Annotated in this window: 11 protein-coding genes; 1 reads left to right on the forward strand and 10 read right to left on the reverse strand. The window is 57.0% G+C overall.

Features of this window, described 5'->3' with window-relative positions:
• From hpnA to ACPOL_RS05810, 8 genes are all read right to left on the reverse strand, one after another.
• Entirely contained in the window at positions 1-1,008 is a 1,008-nt protein-coding gene (hpnA, locus tag ACPOL_RS05775; RefSeq protein WP_114206216.1) for a hopanoid-associated sugar epimerase, read from the reverse strand.
• A gap of 72 nt (positions 1,009-1,080) precedes the next feature.
• On the reverse strand, positions 1,081-1,506 hold the full coding sequence (locus tag ACPOL_RS05780) for a hypothetical protein (RefSeq protein ID WP_114206217.1): 426 nt from the start codon (positions 1,504-1,506) through the stop codon (positions 1,081-1,083).
• Entirely contained in the window at positions 1,503-2,627 is a 1,125-nt protein-coding gene (gene hpnH / locus ACPOL_RS05785) for an adenosyl-hopene transferase HpnH (RefSeq protein ID WP_114206218.1), read from the reverse strand. The genes ACPOL_RS05780 and hpnH overlap by 4 nt, the downstream gene beginning before the upstream one ends.
• Before the next feature lie 145 nt (positions 2,628-2,772).
• Positions 2,773-4,818 carry a squalene--hopene cyclase gene (gene shc / locus ACPOL_RS05790; protein WP_114206219.1) on the reverse strand — a complete coding sequence of 682 codons (2,046 nt, stop codon included), beginning with the start codon at positions 4,816-4,818 and terminating at the stop codon, positions 2,773-2,775.
• Between the two features lie 49 nt (positions 4,819-4,867).
• The gene (locus ACPOL_RS05795) at positions 4,868-5,857 is read right to left on the reverse strand and encodes a 4-hydroxy-3-methylbut-2-enyl diphosphate reductase (RefSeq protein ID WP_236657509.1); all 990 of its coding nucleotides are present in this window, start codon (positions 5,855-5,857) and stop codon (positions 4,868-4,870) included.
• A 144-nt stretch (positions 5,858-6,001) separates the two neighbouring features.
• Complete coding sequence (locus tag ACPOL_RS05800; RefSeq protein WP_114206221.1) at positions 6,002-6,598, reverse strand: Uma2 family endonuclease; 597 nt, start codon at positions 6,596-6,598, stop codon at positions 6,002-6,004.
• Between the two features lie 54 nt (positions 6,599-6,652).
• Complete coding sequence (gene recN, locus ACPOL_RS05805; RefSeq protein ID WP_114206222.1) at positions 6,653-8,377, reverse strand: DNA repair protein RecN; 1,725 nt, start codon at positions 8,375-8,377, stop codon at positions 6,653-6,655.
• 141 nt (positions 8,378-8,518) lie between these two features.
• On the reverse strand, positions 8,519-9,838 hold the full coding sequence (locus ACPOL_RS05810) for a metallophosphoesterase family protein (protein ID WP_114206223.1): 1,320 nt from the start codon (positions 9,836-9,838) through the stop codon (positions 8,519-8,521).
• A 368-nt stretch (positions 9,839-10,206) separates the two neighbouring features.
• Here ACPOL_RS05810 and ACPOL_RS05815 point away from each other — a divergent pair, with 368 nt between their 5' ends.
• Entirely contained in the window at positions 10,207-10,743 is a 537-nt protein-coding gene (locus ACPOL_RS05815; protein WP_114206224.1) for a hypothetical protein, read from the forward strand.
• Positions 10,744-10,827: 84 nt separating this feature from the next.
• Here ACPOL_RS05815 and ACPOL_RS05820 read toward each other — a convergent pair whose 3' ends face one another.
• Both ACPOL_RS05820 and hslU read right to left on the reverse strand, forming a co-directional pair.
• A complete protein-coding gene (locus tag ACPOL_RS05820) occupies positions 10,828-12,750 on the reverse strand; it encodes a sulfatase-like hydrolase/transferase (protein WP_114206225.1) in 1,923 nt (640 codons plus the stop codon).
• 367 nt (positions 12,751-13,117) lie between these two features.
• The gene (hslU, locus tag ACPOL_RS05825; RefSeq protein WP_114206226.1) at positions 13,118-14,689 is read right to left on the reverse strand and encodes an ATP-dependent protease ATPase subunit HslU; all 1,572 of its coding nucleotides are present in this window, start codon (positions 14,687-14,689) and stop codon (positions 13,118-13,120) included.
• Positions 14,690-14,725: the final 36 nt, after the last annotated feature.

Below are 14,725 nucleotides of genomic sequence, written 5' to 3' on the forward strand. Positions count from 1 at the left end.
TCAACGGCTTCCTCGATGGTCCCCGACGTAGCCGTTAAGCTGAAACCACTCTACGGCCGCGCGCAATGCAGGGTAGACCGGAACCTGGCGAAACCCTAATTCCCGCACCGCCTTTGCCGACGATGCGAACATCATTTTCTTGCCCATCCTCACCGCCTCTACGGTTGCTCGCGGTTCTTTACCGAGCAGTCGGCCGGTGACGTTCTCATCGAAAAAAGCAAAAGCCATGGCGACCGCATGCGGCACCTTCACCGTCGGAGAAGGGAGCCCAGTGATCGCCGAAAGCTTATCCAGGATCTGCTTCAAGGTGAGATTTTCGCCACCGAGAATGTACCGTTCGCCAAAACTGCCCACTTCGAGTGCATCCGCGTGCGTCCTTGCTACTTCGCATACATCGACCAGGTTCAGTCCGGTATCGACATACGCCGGGAACTTGCCGTTGAGAAAGTCAACAATGATTCCTCCGGTAGGTGTGGGTTTGAGATCGTGAGGACCGACCGGCGTGGTTGGATTGAGAATCACGACCGCCTGGCCAAGCCGGGCGGCGCGGACGGCCTCTTGCTCGGCAAGATATTTCGAACGTTTGTAATGTCCGATCATGTCGGCAAGAGAAACCGGCGTCGATTCATCGACAATCGTGCCGTCCCTCCGGAAACCCATCGTCGCCACGCTGGAGGTGTAAACGAAGCGGGGGATGCCTTGTTCGCGGGCCAGTCGAAGCAGATCTCGCGTACCGTCCACATTGGCGGCATACATCATTTTGGGGTCCCGTACCCACAGCCGATAGTCGGCGGCCACATGCATCACCGCATCGCAGCCGCGGATCCCGATCTCCAGGGTGCTTGGGTCGCACAGATCTCCGACGAAGCTATCTCCGGCGATTCCCTTCAGATTGTCCAGCCGACTTGTCTTCCGCGTCAGCAGACGGAGACCAGCTCCCCTGTTAGCAAGTTCTCGCGCCACATGACTACCAACAAAGCCCGTTGCGCCGGTAAGAAAAACTTTCATATAGAAGGAAGACGACACTCCGCGCCAGAAGTGGCGAGAGGATAAAGAAGCCCCATTCCAGTAAATTGGCCTCTAGTCCAAGGCCTCTGGCTGCAGGCCTATATTTTTTTCACCCGCAGCTTTTTTCTGCTGATATTGCGCAACCCAGTGCTCCCAATGCTTGCCCGCTGCCCGGTCTTTGCCAAACTCCAGCCGGGCAATGTCAGCGTAAGAAATAGAGAGCTTCTCATTCGAATTCACCGGAAAGAGTCTCACGAACGACTCACTCAGTGACTTGCCCGGTCGCCGGTCGAAGATGTAACCATCGAACTTGGTTCCGTCCTTGCCGGTGATCGTGATGTCACCGCGATAATCAAAAGCCTTGTCGAGAGCGGCGACGATCTCAGAATCAGACGCCAACTCAGGGATCCAGCCTTCGAGATTCTCGTGTTCGAAGCCGGCGGCGACCTCGATGCTATCGGGATCAGCTGCGGCCGGCGTTGTAACTCTTTCGCTCAAGCGCGCAACTCCTCGACTTCTCTTTCGACGGGTTCAGAGATCTGGACAAGGGTGCCGTGACCGCCCTGCGCTGGCTTGTTCAGCAGATCGAGCGCGCCGCGATCTTCATACTTGTTGAAGAGCGTCGCCTTGACCATGCCGAGGAACCCGTTGAGCGAACCAAAGCCATGATCGACAGCGGTCGGCTCGTATCCGCAGCTGACCATGCAGTTCGCGCACTTGGGATTTCCGCTTTCGGTCCCGTAACCGTCCCAATCGGTTAAATTCATCAACTCTTGAAAGGTGTCGACATAACCATCCTGCAGCAGGTAACACGGTTTCTGCCAACCGAAGATGTTATATGCTGGCGAGCCCCAGGGTGTGCATTTGTAGCTCCGCTTGCCCATGAGGAACTCAAGGAAGAGCGGCGACATATTGAATTTCCAGCTTTTCTTCCGGTTAGACAGAATCGCCCGAAAGAGCCTCCGCGAACGGGCGCGCCCGAGGAAGTGCTTTTGATCCGGCGCCTTATCATAGGTATAGCCCGGTGAGAGCACAATGCCTTCAACCCCCATCGACATGACCTCGTCGAAAAAGGCGCGCACGCTGTTGGCATCGGCGCCATCAAAAAGGGTCGTGTTAGTCGTCACCCGGAAGCCGCGTTTTACGGCCTCGCGAACGCCCTCGACAGCGATGTCATAGCCGCCTTCGCGGCAGACCGAGAAATCATGGTGTTCGCGTTGACCGTCAAGATGCACCGAGAACGTCAGGTATTTCGAAGGGGTAAACTCCGGCAGACGCTTCTTCAATTCGAGGGCGTTAGTGCACAGATAGACGTACTTCTTGCGTGCAACCAGGCCTTCGACAATCTCGACGATTTGCGGGTGCAGCAAAGGCTCGCCGCCAGGGATGCTCACCATTGGGGCGCCGCACTCCTCGACTGCCGCAAAGCATTCCGCGGGCGAGAGATTTTTCTTGAGAATATGCGGAGGATATTGCACCTTGCCACAACCTGCGCAAGCTAGGTTACAGCGGAAAAGCGGCTCAAGCATCAGAACCAGCGGATACCGCTCGCGTCCCTTCAGCTTTTGCCCCAGGACGTACGTCGCTACCGTCCACATCTGTGAAATCGGTACAGCCATGGATCCAATCTCCTTTACCTCAGCAACCGTATTCGCCGAAAGTCCCCGCTTCGGCCTTGCTTGATCTCCTAAGCCCTGTTGTTGATCTCCTAAGCCAGGAACTCAAGCCGCTGCGGAACTGCTTCGTGACTCCGTCCGTTTGCTGCTAAACACCGCGCTCCATCGACTTGCGGTAAGTGGTCAATGCCAGGAGCGGAAAATAATCGCGATAGTGGTGGTAAGCCAGATAGAACACCCGGGGAAAGCCGGTACCGGTATAGATCGCCTGTTTTTCGGCCCCTGATCCACGACTTTCATCCCAGGATCCATCCGTCCGCTGATGGCTCAGCAGCCAACGAATTCCCTTGGCCACTGAATCGCTTCGCGTATCGCCCGCCGCCAATAGCCCCAGCAACGCCCATGCGGTCTGCGACGGCGTGCTGACTCCAACCCCGCGGGTACCTGGATCGTCATAGCTCTCGCAGCTTTCGCCCCAGCCGCCATCGGAATTCTGCACCATACGGATCCACTCCGCTGCCTGTTGAATCTGCGGCTCGTGATTCCACACTCCGATCGCTTCCAGCCCCCGCAACACCAGGAAGGTCCCATAGATATAGTTCACGCCCCAGCGGCCAAACCAGCTTCCGTCCGGCTCCTGCTGGTCATAGATGAACTTGATCGCTCGTTCGACCCGTTTGTCTTTGCTCGTATAACCGTAGGTAGCGAGCATCTCCAAGATCCGCCCGGTAATGTCGACGGTCGGAGGATCCAGCATCGCGTTATGGTCAGCAAACGGAATGTACTGAAAGATCATCTTGGTGTTGTCTTTGTCGAAGCTTGCCCAGCCACCGTTCTGGCACTGCATGGCGAAGATCCAATCGATCGCCCGCTTCGAGACATCGTACTGGTAGCGCTCGCGTGGATTGTCGACCTTGTTCAGCGCAAGCAGAACCTGCGCGGAATCGTCGACATCCGGATAAAACTCATTATTGAACTCGAAATACCACCCGCCCGGCTCGGCATTTGGCGCCTTGACCGCCCAATCCCCCTTGTGGCGGACTTCCTTCGACAGCATCCAGTCAGCCGCCTTCAGCAAGCGAGAATCGTTGCGCGAGACTCCGGCTTCCCCAAGTGCATAGACCGCGTAAGCCGTGTCCCAGACCGGCGACATACAGGGCTGCATCCGAAAGGTTGGCTCAATCTGATCGGGGACGCCGGGATCTTCGATGCCCAGCTTCTCGAACTCGTCCATCGCCCGGATCACCTGCGGATCGTCCACCGAATATCCAAGATGGCGTAGCGCGATGATCGAATTCAGCATGGCCGGATAGATCGCGCCCAGGCCATCCGACATTTCGAGCCGTTCCAGCATCCACTTCTCGGCTCTCTTCAGAGCGACTTGACGCAAGGGCCGGATATGGACCCGCTCGGCGAGGTGAACTAACCGGTCGGCAACCAGGAAGAAATTCCTCCAGCTCACCAGCTTCTTCCGATCGAAACGCAGCCGAAGGTCGGCGTTCTCCCGTCCGCCTACGAATAATTCGTCAATCCCCTGCTCTGGCGCCAACTTCTTGAAAGGCTTCTTGGCGTAAAGAATGGAAAGCGGAACCAGGATCGCCCGTGACCAGGAAGAGATCTCGTAAATATTGAAATAGAACCAGTTCGGAAACAGCACGATCTCGGGCGGCACCGCCGGCACCGCGTCGTAATCGTATTGGCCGATTGCGCAGAGATAAATTTTGGTGAAGGTGTTGCATTCCACCACTCCACCGTGCTCCAGGATCCACTCTCTCGCCCGCTCCAGTCTGGGATCCTGAGCAGGCATCCCCATGAGCTTTCCGGCGAGGTAGCACTTTACCGACAAGCTGATATTCGATGGACCGCCAGGATAAATCGACCATCCGCCATCTTCGTTCTGATAGCGAAGGATCTCGCTCATCGCCCGGCCCATCTTGCCAGGATCACCGGTGCCGAGCAGTACATGGCCGAAGATGTAATCGGCTTCCAGCATCGAATCTGCTTCAAGCTCGCCACACCAATAGCCGTCCGGATGTTGCTGGCCCAGCAAATAATTCTTGGCGTGTTCAGCAGCCGCGGATACATCCTCGAGGGATGCATCGATCCTGCCGAATCTTGGCGTGGGAGGCTCGATTGGCTCCGGCGAGACTGCCTTCGATACCCCGAATTTTCCACTTGCCCTGAGTACGCTCATCTTGTCGATAATCGACCTGCTTCCATTCATCAAAGGCGGGGCACGAGTATTAGGCGCTCACCGCAGGGATCGCCGGAGCGGCGGCAATCGCTTGCACGATCTCCGGGGGCAGCCCGAAGCGCACATTCTCCGGCATCACTTCTACCTCTTCGACGCTGCCAAAACCCTTTTGACGCAAATAATTTACGACGTCTTCGACCAGCACTTCCGGTGCCGATGCACCGGCCGTCAGGACCACCGTCTTGACCCCTTCCAGCCATTCCGGCTGAATCGAACTCGAATTTTCTATGAGATGACTTCGGGTGCTCAAATTACGCGATACTTCCACCAGCCGATTGGAATTCGAGCTGTTGTCCGACCCGACCACCAGCACCAGGTCCGCCTCATGAGCCACGTTCTTGACGGCCACCTGGCGATTCTCCGTGGCATAACAAATATCTTGAGAATGGGGGCCGGCAATTTTCGGAAATCGGGCTTTTAACGCGGTAATGATGTCGCGTGCTTCATCGAGGCTCAAAGTGGTCTGAGTAAGATAGGCGACCCGCTCTGGATCGGGCACCACGAGCGACTCGACCTCTTCGGCACTCGATACTACCTGGGTCACGTCTGGCGCTTCGCCCAGCGTGCCCTCGATCTCATCATGGTCGCGATGGCCGATCAGCACCAGTGAATATCCCTGCTTGGCGAACTTGACCGCTTCGACATGGACCTTGGTCACCAGCGGGCAAGTGGCATCGATCACCTTGAGCTTGCGCTCCTTGCTGCGCTCACGCACCGCCGGCGAAACGCCATGGGCGCTATAGATCACCCGCATCCCCGAAGGAACGTCGTCGATGTCATCGACGAAAATCGCGCCCTTCTCCGCCAATTCGTTGACCACGAAGCGGTTGTGGACAATTTCCTTACGGACATAGATTGGCGCGCCGAAGGTCTCAAGTGCTATGCGAACGATGTCGATCGCACGCACGACGCCGGCGCAGAAGCCGCGCGGCTTCAGCAAGAGAACGCGCTTCTCCGCATCGGGAAAAGCCTGAATCAGATCGGCATTGAAGGTGTTGGTTGACGTGGCTGTCACATCTCCCAGTATACAGGCGAAGCCTCTTCTCCAAAGAGAACGACTTTGGAGTACCACTTTGATTCGGTAGGCATTACCGGATATGGTACGAACCCAACTCCTGGGCGTCTATGCCCAAAATCGTTCCATCTTCAGCTGAAAACCCTCGACAGGCGGATTGCCTTCCAGGAACTCCGGCTTGAGGATCGTCTCCGGCGCTAGCCCAGGACGGTAGATGATCGCCAGCTTCCGAATCGGATCGATGAGCCACGCAAGCTGGGCGCCGTTCGTTATCCACTTCAGCATCTTTTTCTCGACGGCAGCCGCGCGATCGCTCGGCGAGCGCACCTCGACCACAAAATCGGGGCAAAACTGACCAAATTCCTCTTGCTGTGCCGGCGTCAAGGAGTTCCAACGTTCAGACGAAATCCAAGCCGCATCTGGCAGACGCAAGGATGTATCCGGCAGGCGAAATCCCGCGTTGGCGTTGACCGCGAAACCGTTGCCTGTATGCTCTACCCAATCATCCAGCTTGCGGAAGACATAGCCCTCGATATTGCTGCCCTTCAGGCCCAGTGGAGTCATCACGAGGATTTCTCCCCTCTCATTCATCTCAAACTGATAGGGCTCGTTGGCTTTGCAGAAAGCAAGAAATTCGTCATCGCTCAGGCGAGCGGCAGGGACAATCTTCGCAGGCAGAGTCAATAGCTCTAAAGACGATCCCATGGAGGCTACTCCTTCAACGATTCTACTCGTCCGTCCCTAAGGGTGCGCCACCACCTACCGGCTGCCACGCAACAACTGTTCAGCATGCTTCACCGAGGTCTCGGTCACCGCGGCTCCGCTGAGCATTCGCGCAATCTCCTGCGTTCTTTCGGACTCATCCATCAGCCGGATCGCCGTCTTGGTTCGCCCCTGATGTTCGCGTTTTTCGATGAGGAAGTGTTGGTCGGCAAAGGCGGCTATTTGCGGCAGATGGGTCACGCACAAGATCTGTTGCGCGCGCGATAGCTCCTTCAGCTTCTGGCCCACCGCTTCAGCCGCGCGCCCCCCAATGCCGATGTCGATTTCGTCGAAAACCAACGTGCGCGGCGCCGCTGTTTTCTTCTTTCCTCCCTTTGCCGAAGCATGGGAGGCAGCCAGGTTAGCTCCCTCTTCAACGCTGACCTTCAACGCGAGCAGCACCCGGGACATTTCGCCGCCCGAGGCAATCTCATCAAGCGGCTTCAGCGGCTCGCCAGCATTCGTCGCAATCCGGCATTCGACCGTGTCCCAGCCATGCGACGTCCAAAAGGTCTCTTCTTGCCTCGAGGCGACTCCCACCGCGAACTTCACCTTCATGGCCAGGTCGTTGATCTGGTGCTCGGCGAGCTTTTCCAATCGCTTGGCCGCCGCAATCCGTTCTTTGCTGAGCGAAGCAGCCGCCGAACAATAGCGCTCCGCTGCTCGCAACAGATCCGCCTTGAGGCTTTTCAGGACTTCGTCACGATTCTCAATCTCCGCCAGCTTCGCGGAAACCTCCTCGCCATAGGCGATGACCTCGCTGAGCGTTGATCCGTATTTGCGCTTCAGCCGTTCCAACAAGGCCAGACGGTCTTCAATCTCCGCCAGCCTCTCGGGCGACGCCTGAATACTCTCGGCGTAATCGCGAACGGTTGCACCAACATCCTCAACCACCGCCCGCGCCGAGGCAAGCTGCTCCGCTGTCTCTACAAACTTGTGATCGAAGCGAGCCAGTTCGTCAAGGTGCTTCTCAGCAGCCCGCAGATTTCCTTCCGCCGAACTGCTTCCCTCGTACAGCAGTTCATAAGCACTCATCGCCGCCGCGTAAAGCTTCTCGGCATTCGCGAGGATGCGCCGCTCATTTTCGAGAGCTTCGTCTTCTCCTGCGACCGGCCGAACGCCGGCAATCTCTTTGTTCTGAAAGCTCCAGAGATCAGCCGCCCGGAGCCGGTCCTGTTCATCGCGCTCGAGATCGTCCAGGCGGGTAGAAATCTCGCGCCAATTCGCAAATGCCGCCGAGACTGCCGTTGCCAGCTCCCCATCGGCAGAGATCCCGGCAAACCGGTCCAGCAGGCCACGCTGCTGGGCCGCGTCAAAGGCGCCCAGCGTCTCAGACTGAGCATGGATCAGCGCCAGTTCTGGGGCCAACTGACGCAAAACGGTCACTGTCGCCGGCTGGTTATTCACATAGACGCGACCCTTGCCGTTCGGAAGAATCTCGCGCCGCAGAATGACCTCTTCGCCATCGCCGTCAAGTCCGTTCGCCTCCAGCGCGGCCTCTGCCCCAGCCGTACTCTCAAAAACACAGGCCACTACGGCCCGGTCCGCTCCGTGGCGAACCATGTCCGAAGAGGCCTTATCACCCATTAGCAGCGCCAGAGCGTCCACCAGAATCGATTTCCCCGCGCCCGTCTCACCAGTCAGCAGGTTCAGCCCAGGCCCAAAGACGGCGACCGCGTGATCGATCACCGCATAATTTTCAGCCCGCAGTTCGAGCAGCATGGTCCCTCTGGGAGCATTCTTGCACGAAGGCGTCCGCCTCGTGCAAACTCCCACTTTTCCATCCCGAACTCTGACCTCCTGACGGCGTACGAAGCGGCGGGTCGAACGATTCGGTTTCGGCTCAACTTGTTTTCGCCAGCTTTACGACACCGTCCGGTTCTGGATATTCACCGTGACCACGTCGTCTGGAGTCTTCGCTCCGGCTCCGTCGGACGCAGGATGAAACTCGATCCGCAGGGTCTCGGCGGTCACAATGATCCGGAGATAGCCGTAGCCGCTATCGTCATAATTTTCAAAGGTGAGAGTACTGCTGATGCTCACCGGTGTGCGGATGGCGCCATTCGAGCCCGACTGGAGCTTGTTGACATTGTGGCCGCCACATCCAGCAATGATGTATGGGATCTGCGTGTTGTTCACCTGCCGTGTGAACCGCTGGTAATTGTGGGCATGGCCGGAGAGCACTGCGTGAGGCCAGAACCCAGCAGTGGTCGCCGCCTGATCGATGTCCTGCAGCATCCGCGGACTGCCGGAATGCTGGGATCCATAGGTGAAAGGCGGATGATGGACGGCGATGAGCAGCGCTCCCGCATAACTTTCGCTCTTCGCCCGTCCCAGAGCGGTGGTGAGAAAACTCAGTTGGATATCGCTTACCGGCGACGCCGGGTTCCCTTCACTCGAGATCACCCCGGGATCCTCCAACACATTGCTGTATATGCCCAGAATGCGCACAAACGGAGCGTCAAAAGTGTAATAGACGCCTGGTTGGATCATGGCCGTTCGCGAAAGGCCGCCGGCATCGGTACTGACGACTGGAGTTTCGGAGCAGAAATTTCTCAGGAAAGCTTGCAGAGTCGGGGAAGGATCGGTCTTGTAGACGACCCCGTCATGATTGCCGGCAATCGCAACGATCGGCGCCGGGTAGTGGCGGTAAGGCTCGTAGAACTGGTCATAGTAATACGCTCCCTCGCCAAAGTTGTAGACGACATCGCCGAGATGAAAAAAGAACGACGGGACGTCTGCGGCATCGGCTTCATCGAAGTCCGCGACCATCTTGTCGGCCACGAGCGATTGGTTCTGCGGACCTTTTACGCTCCCCGTATCTCCTACCGAATGAAAGACAGTCTGTGCGGATTCCTCGATCTTGCTAACCACCGCGGAGCCGGCATCGCCCCAAACCTGCGCCAGCGTCAGGATCGGCTCCGTAGCGCCTCCACGCGCCTCGGGGATAGGTTCCTGCAGGGTGGGATCATTGAGGCTGTAGTCGCCCTCATCGGAGGTCGTGTCGACGAAGCCGGAAGGGTCAGGGCTTGGCGTCGGCTGCGCGAAGACCGGCTGCCCAGGCGCGGGAGCAGGCGCGGGCGTCGGATCCGATGCTGTTGGCGGAGTCGGCGCGGACGGGTCAGGCGCCGGCTTGGGGTGCTTGGTGGGATGAGATTTTTTCGGATGTTTGGGGGCGGCCATAATGCTCCTTCGTCTTTGAATACAACGACGATCCAGATCCGACGTCGCTCGACCACCATCCAGGCAAATCGCTTTTACGGAAACGCTGCCGGCAGGTTGCCATTTGGACGCGGCTATTCTGAATCGGCTCTAGAATAGACCTTTTCCATTCACCTGCGATCAACGCCACGTTGCTATTCGAGCCTGGATCCATTTCGAAAACACAAGAGTTGACCCTCGCAATTTGCCTGCCAGAGTGCTAGCGAATTAGGCACTCCCTGCCGATCTTTCTTGGTAATCGGGCAAACGTTCGATAGATTCTGTAGTCAATAGTTACAGACGGATGAATTTCAGCCAGGCAAGGCATTCGGTTAGGCAAAGGAGAATGGATGGTCCCTGAATCGCATTCGCTTCGTCACCTCTTTCACCAGTTGGTGGAAGACTGTTATGCCGAGCATGTCGGCATCCGCGATACGGAAGTATCGAGCTATGTCGCTGACCTACTTACAGATTTCTGCGAAACCGACCGGCTCTATCGCTTACGGGATGCCAGCGGTCGCCCGCTTGAAGAGGTTGGCGAGATGATGGCCGCCTCCGATCCTGTCCACGGCACCGCTGCCTCTTTCGACGAGGAGCGTCACATTCGCAAGCACATCGGCGACTACACTCTTTTTCTTACCGGCATGTACCCAGAGTCGCTCCATCTCTGGAGGCAGCGGGTTCGCTTCCTGCAGATGGTCAGGGCGGGCAAGGAGAGCTACTGGATCGTCTCTCAATTCAATGTCTTCGAATACGCTCAGGAGGCGCCTCTCTTCCAGAAGCTTGCTGAATCCTTCGAAGGCTGCGTTTACGGATTGACCAAGGTACGCGGGGAGATGGAAAAGCGCATGGCGTTGCCGCCGTCCACGCAAACGCGAGTGATGTGAGACGAGTCACAATCAAAGAATTACTGAAGGGTTAACGGCACATTTCCTGATGGATCTGTGCCGTTTTTCCCTCTTCCCCTGTTTTTAGAACTGCCCTCCGTAGCCGAGGATGCTGAACAGCCCTCCTTGCAGCCATGTCGTGTCCGGCTGTTCACTTTCAACCAGTTTCCGGTAGACGAGGTGGGCCACCTTCGATTCAATCTGTTTCAGTCGGTAGGGAGGTGGAAGTTTTTGTTGAAGTTCATTCGGAATGATGTAGTTTGTCAGCAACTGAAAAGCTTCTTCTGCCCGGGGATCACAGGTCGTGTTTTCAAGCTCCATGCGCCCACGTTCCGTTGCATAGTCGTAGAACTCGAATTCCGCCGAGCTCTTCTTGATAATGCTGGTGGTTTTAAGCCAGTCGGCATAAACGCCAAACTTGAATGCATCGGTACGATACCCGAGTACGTGCGTGGGGGCGCCCCCTGGATTGAAGTAATCGGGTGCGATTTCATCCGTCGCGTGAAGGACGTACGGACGCCCAGGAGCGTCTTTGGATTTGAGCATCGAGAGCATATCGTGGCGTCCGCCGTACATCGCCGCGAGCGGGCCCCTCATCCAGTCGGTGCTTCCCCCAGCCCCGATGCTGACCAGCATTGGCATGAGATCCACCGAGGAAGTAAGGCCGGTGCGGATATCGTCGATATCGCCGGTAAGCTGTCCGCGCGGGTCGACGACGATCAAGGGGACGTGCCAGGCCTCTTCATACATGGTGGCCAGTTTCCCTTGCGGCAGTCCGTGAGCGCCCGAATATTCGCCGTGGTCCGACACAAAGACGATCACGGTGTTGTCGACAATGCTGTCGGGCAGGCTGTACAACGTGTCCAGCACCCTCCCTATCTCGCCGTCGACCTTCTTAATGACCTGGGCATAACTGTTTAAGCCCCGTTTCCAGTAGCTGAAGGGCGCTTTCGCCACTCCTCCATGCAGATCCTTAGCGGGATACTCCTCGATGGTGAAGCCGGTTTGTGATGGGTCCTCGCTGATACCGCCCCAGATGTATTCGGAAAATGTCTTGATGAAGCCTTGGGTCGAAGGCTTATTCTGCTTCTTCCAGTCTGCCGCGTTCTCCCAATTCGGGGGCAGGTCGGGAAAGTCGTAATCGGGCGGAGTCTTGAGCATGTTCTCGTCCCACGGCACCTGCGGTCCCGTTCCGGGATAGCTCGCACCTTGGGCGTAGTTGTTTGGATTCACCCCGCTATCCGGTGAGAAGAGGTTGGTGAATGTCTGAAATTCGGTCCCGGCGGGGAAAAATTCCCTATCATGAGGGTTTACAAAGCTCGCGGTGAGACAAAAGGGGGTATCCCCGGGCTTCACGCCGCTGAGAAACTCAGCCGCCTGGATCGACGTGTAGATGTCGCTGTGATAGCCGTGCTGCCAGTCACCGTAAGTACCCTGAAGATTGAAACCGGTCGGATCGGGATAAGTGGCATAGTCGAAGCCGTAATCCTCCAATCCGTTATTGCCCATGTCATCGGGCTTCCGGGCAAGGGAGACATGCCATTTTCCGCGGTAGGGTGTCTGGTAGCCGAGTTTTCGCAGGAGTTTGCCGTAGGTCGGGTAAGCGGAATTGAGCACCGGTTGCTTATACAACAACGGGTTGGTGATGATGGGTGGCGAGATGATCGTGGTGAGCAGCCAGTTCTGCTGCGAGTAGAGGCCGGTGATCATGACGCCCCGGGAAGGAGTGCAAGCATTTGCGGCAGTGTGGTAGTTGTCGAACTTCACTCCGCGCTGCCAAAGGTCGTAGACATGCGGCATGAACTGCTTGAAGAATCCTGCTGCATCGGTAATGCCCTTGGGAAACACCGAGGGGTAACGCAGTTCATCGACAAGAATAAAGAGGATATTAGGCTGGTTCGATTTGTTTGGCGCGTTTTGAGCGGACAGCTTACTCAAACCAAGACCACTCATTAGGCTCCCGCCTGTCACGGCGGCGGTGGATTTCAGGAAATCTCTACGCTTCATCTAAGCACTCCCTTTCGACCGTAACTCTCGCTGCACGCCCTTTCTTTGTCCATACAGAGTCTCTAAAGTGATCTAAATTTGGTCTAACGAATCAGAATTCGCATGACTAAGCCGCCTTCATTCGGCAAGAGTAGAAGGACGCAATGCCGGCTTAGGATCGCGTTAGAAAAGAGGAATTGAGTGGTGGGGCTCCAAGGAGGCGCAAACGCAGAGGGAGTAGAACCGGCAGACCGTACCTTCTAGTTACCAAGGAATTTTGCGAAGCAAATCTGACGGGATAAAGGAACGTGGCCTCTCGGTAAATCGAAGGACTTTGCCGATCGACTCGGAAACCGTGACAGGTCCCGGAGCGACCGGCGCCTGTCGCTTACAGGATGTAGCGTGCCAGATCGTGATCCTTCACAATTGAAGCGACCATATGCCGGACGTATTCCGGATCGATCACAACCACCGTCTCCAACCCTGAAGAGGTCTGACGCTCGATCACCGGCAGCGGGAAGCTCGCGCCGCTCTCTTGTGCGGAAGCTGCTACGTCGATCAGGTTCCCACTTTCGCCCTTGCGCGCCTTGGTGAGATCGGGAGCGAGGAAGCTAATCTCGTCGAGCACCTTTTCCATAATGGTATGCAGACGGCGAGCCCCGATGTTTTCCGTCGTTTCGTTGACGCGGAAGGCGAAGTGAGCCATCTCCTTCAATGATTCCGGGGTGAACTCCAGCTTGAGGCCTTCGGTATCGAGAAGAGCGGCATACTGCTTCGTGAGAGATGACTTCGGTTCAGTGAGGATGCGAACGAAATCCTCGACAGTGAGCGATTGCAGCTCGACTCGGATGGGGAAGCGCCCCTGCAGCTCCGGAATCAGGTCGCTGGGCTTCGAGACATGGAAGGCTCCGGCGGCAATGAATAAGATGTGATCGGTTCGCACCATGCCGTAGCGGGTATTGACGGTAGTGCCTTCGACGATCGGCAGGATGTCGCGCTGCACACCTTCGCGCGAAACATCCGGGCCGTGTCCGCCCTCACGCCCGGCAATCTTGTCGATCTCGTCCAGAAAGACGATTCCGGAGTTTTCTACTCGCTCGACGGCGACCCGAGTCACCTGATCCATATCGATCAAGCGGCCTTCTTCCTCTTGGACCAGATACTCAAAAGCCTCGGCCACCTTCATCTTGCGCTTTTTCGTGCGCTGGCCAAAGAGATTGGGCAGGATGTCCTTGAGGTTAATGTCCATCTCCTCAACACCTTGATTGGAAATAATTTCAAAAGAAGGGGAGTTCCGCTCCCGCACGTCGATTTCCACCGTACGCTCATCCAGCTTGCCTTCGCGGAACTGCTGCCGCAGCTTCTCCCGCGTCCGATTGTGAGATTCGTTGCTCGGGTTCGGAAAGCTCAGCGTTCCATCGGACTCATGACTGGGAGCGTCGGCCGATACCCCCCCAGGAGTCGATGGCGCTGGTGGATTCGCCGTTGACGCCGGCGATGGCGGCGGCAGCAACAAATCCAGCAGCCGCTCTTCGGCATTCATCTCGGCTTTGTCTTCGACCTCTTCCAGTTTTTCCTCGCGAACCATGTCAATGGCGATTTCAACCAGATCGCGGACGATCGACTCGACGTCCCGCCCCACATAGCCGACCTCCGTAAACTTCGAAGCTTCGACCTTGAGGAAGGGCGAGTTAGTCAGCTTTGCCAAACGGCGGGCGATCTCCGTCTTGCCGACCCCGGTTGGCCCGATCATGATGATGTTCTTGGGCATGATCTCATCGGCAAGCTCGGGCGAGAGCTTCTGACGGCGCATCCGGTTACGTAAAGCAATGGCAACTGCACGCTTGGCGGCGTGCTGGCCGACTACATATTTGTCGAGCTCCGCCACGATCTCTCGCGGAGTCAGATCATCGAGTGCAAGTTCCTGGTCCTCAGCGGCCCCAGGCAAATAGATCGCCATATATCCAATCCTTTGCTGCTCCACAATGTCCGTTTG

Source organism: Acidisarcina polymorpha (assembly GCF_003330725.1).
GTDB classification, from domain to species: Bacteria; Acidobacteriota; Terriglobia; order Terriglobales; family Acidobacteriaceae; genus Acidisarcina; species Acidisarcina polymorpha.

What these genes read in the sequence shown, in the direction of transcription:
- hpnA (WP_114206216.1), bottom strand. Translation starts at nt 1,008, where the DNA reads ATGAAAGTTTTTCTTACCGGCGCAACGGGCTTTGTTGGTAGTCATGTG.
- hpnH (WP_114206218.1), bottom strand. Translation starts at nt 2,627, where the DNA reads ATGGCTGTACCGATTTCACAGATGTGGACGGTAGCGACGTACGTCCTG.
- shc (WP_114206219.1), bottom strand. Translation starts at nt 4,818, where the DNA reads ATGAGCGTACTCAGGGCAAGTGGAAAATTCGGGGTATCGAAGGCAGTC.
- ACPOL_RS05800 (WP_114206221.1), bottom strand. Translation starts at nt 6,598, where the DNA reads ATGGGATCGTCTTTAGAGCTATTGACTCTGCCTGCGAAGATTGTCCCT.
- recN (WP_114206222.1), bottom strand. Translation starts at nt 8,377, where the DNA reads ATGCTGCTCGAACTGCGGGCTGAAAATTATGCGGTGATCGATCACGCG.
- ACPOL_RS05810 (WP_114206223.1), bottom strand. Translation starts at nt 9,838, where the DNA reads ATGGCCGCCCCCAAACATCCGAAAAAATCTCATCCCACCAAGCACCCC.
- ACPOL_RS05815 (WP_114206224.1), top strand. Translation starts at nt 10,207, where the DNA reads ATGGTCCCTGAATCGCATTCGCTTCGTCACCTCTTTCACCAGTTGGTG.
- ACPOL_RS05820 (WP_114206225.1), bottom strand. Translation starts at nt 12,750, where the DNA reads ATGAAGCGTAGAGATTTCCTGAAATCCACCGCCGCCGTGACAGGCGGG.
- hslU (WP_114206226.1), bottom strand. Translation starts at nt 14,689, where the DNA reads ATGGCGATCTATTTGCCTGGGGCCGCTGAGGACCAGGAACTTGCACTC.